Here is a 3,137-nt window from a genome sequence, read left to right as displayed (position 1 = left end):
AGAATGGGATATCGTCATCAAAATCCATCGGTGGTTCGTTGTATTGGGGTTGATTTTGCTGCTGAGGTTGCTGAACAGGCTGACTCTGCATTGCTGGTTGCTGTGGTTGGCCCCATCCACCTTGCTGTGGTTGAGATTGTCCCATATTTGGCGTAGGAGATCCTGCTTGATTTCTACCACCTAGCATTTGCATCACACCACTATAACCTTGAACGACAACTTCCGTCGTGTAACGATCTTGGCCGTTCTGATCTTGCCACTTACGAGTTTGTAATTGGCCTTCAACGTAAACTTGAGAGCCTTTACGTAAATACTCTCCAGCCACTTCTGCTAGTTTTCCAAATAATGCAACACGGTGCCATTCTGTTTTCTCTCGCTGCTCTCCCGTCGCTTTATCCCGCCATGATTCAGACGTTGCAAGAGTAATATTGGCGACTGCCCCACCATTTGGCATATAACGTACTTCTGGATCTGACCCAAGATTACCGACTAAAATTACTTTGTTTATTCCACGGCTAGCCATGTTTCGCTCCGTCTCAATTAGGTATAAAAAGCTAATGCTATAGGATAGCATGCTTTACGGTTGGGAAAAATATCTGAGTTATCATCCTTCACTCAAGCTCTACAGAATAGTGACTCTTCTGTAAAGGTGTGTCAGTGTTCCAATAGCATCGTAACTGACAAACTAAAAGATTACTTAAAGCAATGAAATAAAACCCAAAAAAGCCATTTACACTCGCGTTAATCTTCTTAATCCTTCACTCTCGAATTTTCAGAAAGAAATACGATCAGAGCGAGTCGATTATGCCTAAAAATATCTACGCAAGAACTATCTATTTTTTATGTGGCGAGAATAATGTTAACAATACAACGATTGGACAACTCACAAAATACATGGGATACACAATTCCTAGGCTGAGACCAGAAGACCTATTCCAAACTCTTCATCAACACAAACATCGAATCTTACTCATAGACCACGAAGAATACACTCAATTTAAAAGCCAAATTAGAGAATTACCTTTAGTTAACCGTTCGTTCGAGACAATTATATTTAACGTCCCCTGTCGATTAACAACCGATGAACTACTTGCGTTCGGACACCTTAAAGGAATCTTTAGCCAAAATGCTGCTATCGATGATATAGCAAGAGGATGTGAGGGCATTATCAATGGAGAAAACTGGTTACCAAGGAAAGTAGATGCACAGCTTTTATTTTACTATCGTAGTGTCGTAGAAACACAAACTGCTCCAGCCACTGTCGATCTTACCGCGCGAGAAATACAAATTTTGCGCTGTCTCATGATTGGAGCCTCCAATACACAGATTGCCGAGGATATGTTCATCAGCGAATTTACCGTAAAATCTCACCTGCAAAAAATTTTTAAGAAGCTCAGCGTGAGAAACCGCGTACAAGCAGCAGCTTGGGCCAAACAACATATGCATCCAACTTATTAATTTTGAGAATATTAGTTCAGCACTGGCTCTATGGTAGTGATTCACTAAAATATCATGCTAGAGTTATGCGAATTAGAAGACATTAACCAAGGTTCAAACATGATTAAGAAATGTCTGTTTCCCGCAGCTGGATATGGAACACGTTTTTTACCCGCGACTAAATCAATGCCAAAGGAAATGATGCCAGTTGTCAACAAGCCCCTTATTGAATATGGTGTCGAGGAGGCCATTCAGGCTGGAATGGATGGAATGTGTATTGTGACTGGTCGCGGAAAGCACTCGATCATGGATCATTTCGACAAAAACTATGAGCTTGAGCACCAAATCAGTGGTACCAACAAAGAAAAATTACTCGTTGATATTAGGAATATTATCGATACGGCTAATTTCACTTACATTCGCCAAAAAGAAATGAAAGGTTTAGGTCACGCCATACTTACCGGCAGAGAACTTATTGGTGACGAACCTTTCGCCGTAGTCCTAGCCGATGATTTGTGTGTCAATGAAGAGCAAGGAGTACTCGCTCAAATGGTCGCGCTTTTTAAACAATTTCGATGTTCGATTGTTGCGGTCCAAGAAGTTCCAGATAATGAAACTCATAAATATGGAGTGATTTCTGGTGAAGTGATAAAAGATGATATATACCGTGTCGATGATATGGTTGAAAAACCTGAAAAAGGTACAGCGCCAAGTAACCTAGCAATCATTGGCCGCTACATTCTGACTCCGGATATCTTTGAGCTTATCGAAGGAACGGAACCTGGGAAAGGCGGAGAAATTCAAATCACCGACGCACTCCTCAAACAAGCGAAGTCGGGCTGTGTCTTAGCGTATAAATTTAAAGGAACGCGCTTTGACTGTGGTAGTGTTGAAGGCTATATCGAAGCCACTAACTACTGCTTTGAAAATGTCTATCTCAAAGACTCAAAAGCGACGGAATTAAGTGCGAAAAAGACTGAGAAAAAATAGAGATACATGCTCTTGACGGAATGACTGTTTATATATACAGCATTTCTTTGAAAATCGACAACTCTGTGTAATACTGATGTCCTCAGAAAATACGCAGAGTGTCGATAATGGATCAGATAGAAGTCCGTGGTGCACGCACCCATAACCTCAAAAATGTAAACCTAAGTATCCCTCGTGACCAATTGATCGTCATTACAGGATTATCTGGTTCTGGTAAATCCTCCTTGGCATTTGACACCTTGTATGCCGAAGGACAAAGGCGATATGTCGAGTCATTGTCCGCCTACGCACGTCAATTTTTGTCACTGATGGAAAAGCCTGATGTTGACCATATTGAAGGATTATCTCCTGCCATTTCTATCGAACAGAAATCGACATCACATAACCCACGCTCAACCGTAGGGACCATCACTGAAGTCTACGACTATTTGAGGCTTCTCTATGCCAGAGTGGGAGAACCCCGCTGCCCTGAGCATCATGCTCCGCTGACTGCACAAACCGTTTCTCAAATGGTTGATCAGGTGCTTGAACTTCCGGAAAATTCTAAAATGATGTTGCTAGCCCCAATTATAAAAGAGCGTAAGGGAGAGCATGTCAAAACACTACAAAATCTCGCAGCCCAAGGCTTTATCAGAGCACGGATAAATGGGGAGACCTGCGATCTTTCTGATCCTCCAACACTTGAGTTACACAAGAAGCACACTATTGAA

General features: G+C 41.9%; 3 protein-coding genes and 1 pseudogene. 3 read left to right on the top strand and 1 reads right to left on the bottom strand.

Annotation, left to right across the window (positions count from 1 at the left end; genetic code table 11):
- The coding region (locus RH40_RS09830) for a single-stranded DNA-binding protein (protein ID WP_009601321.1) at window positions 1-523 on the bottom strand (523 nt) is incomplete at its 3' end.
- A gap of 281 nt (window positions 524-804) precedes the next feature.
- Here RH40_RS09830 and RH40_RS09825 point away from each other — a divergent pair.
- From RH40_RS09825 to RH40_RS09815, 3 genes and pseudogenes are all read left to right on the top strand, one after another.
- Window positions 805-1,458, top strand: coding sequence for a response regulator transcription factor (locus tag RH40_RS09825; protein ID WP_009601320.1), 654 nt, complete (start codon window positions 805-807; stop codon window positions 1,456-1,458).
- A 99-nt stretch (window positions 1,459-1,557) separates the two neighbouring features.
- A complete protein-coding gene (gene galU / locus RH40_RS09820; protein WP_009601319.1) occupies window positions 1,558-2,427 on the top strand; it encodes a UTP--glucose-1-phosphate uridylyltransferase GalU in 870 nt (289 codons plus the stop codon).
- Between the two features lie 107 nt (window positions 2,428-2,534).
- A pseudogene (locus tag RH40_RS09815) lies at window positions 2,535-3,137 on the top strand (excinuclease ABC subunit UvrA); the annotation flags it as partial.

The organism is Vibrio caribbeanicus ATCC BAA-2122 (assembly GCF_000165125.1).
In the GTDB taxonomy this organism is placed as follows: Bacteria; Pseudomonadota; Gammaproteobacteria; order Enterobacterales; family Vibrionaceae; genus Vibrio; species Vibrio caribbeanicus.
This window is presented reverse-complemented; position numbering and strand designations above follow the sequence as displayed.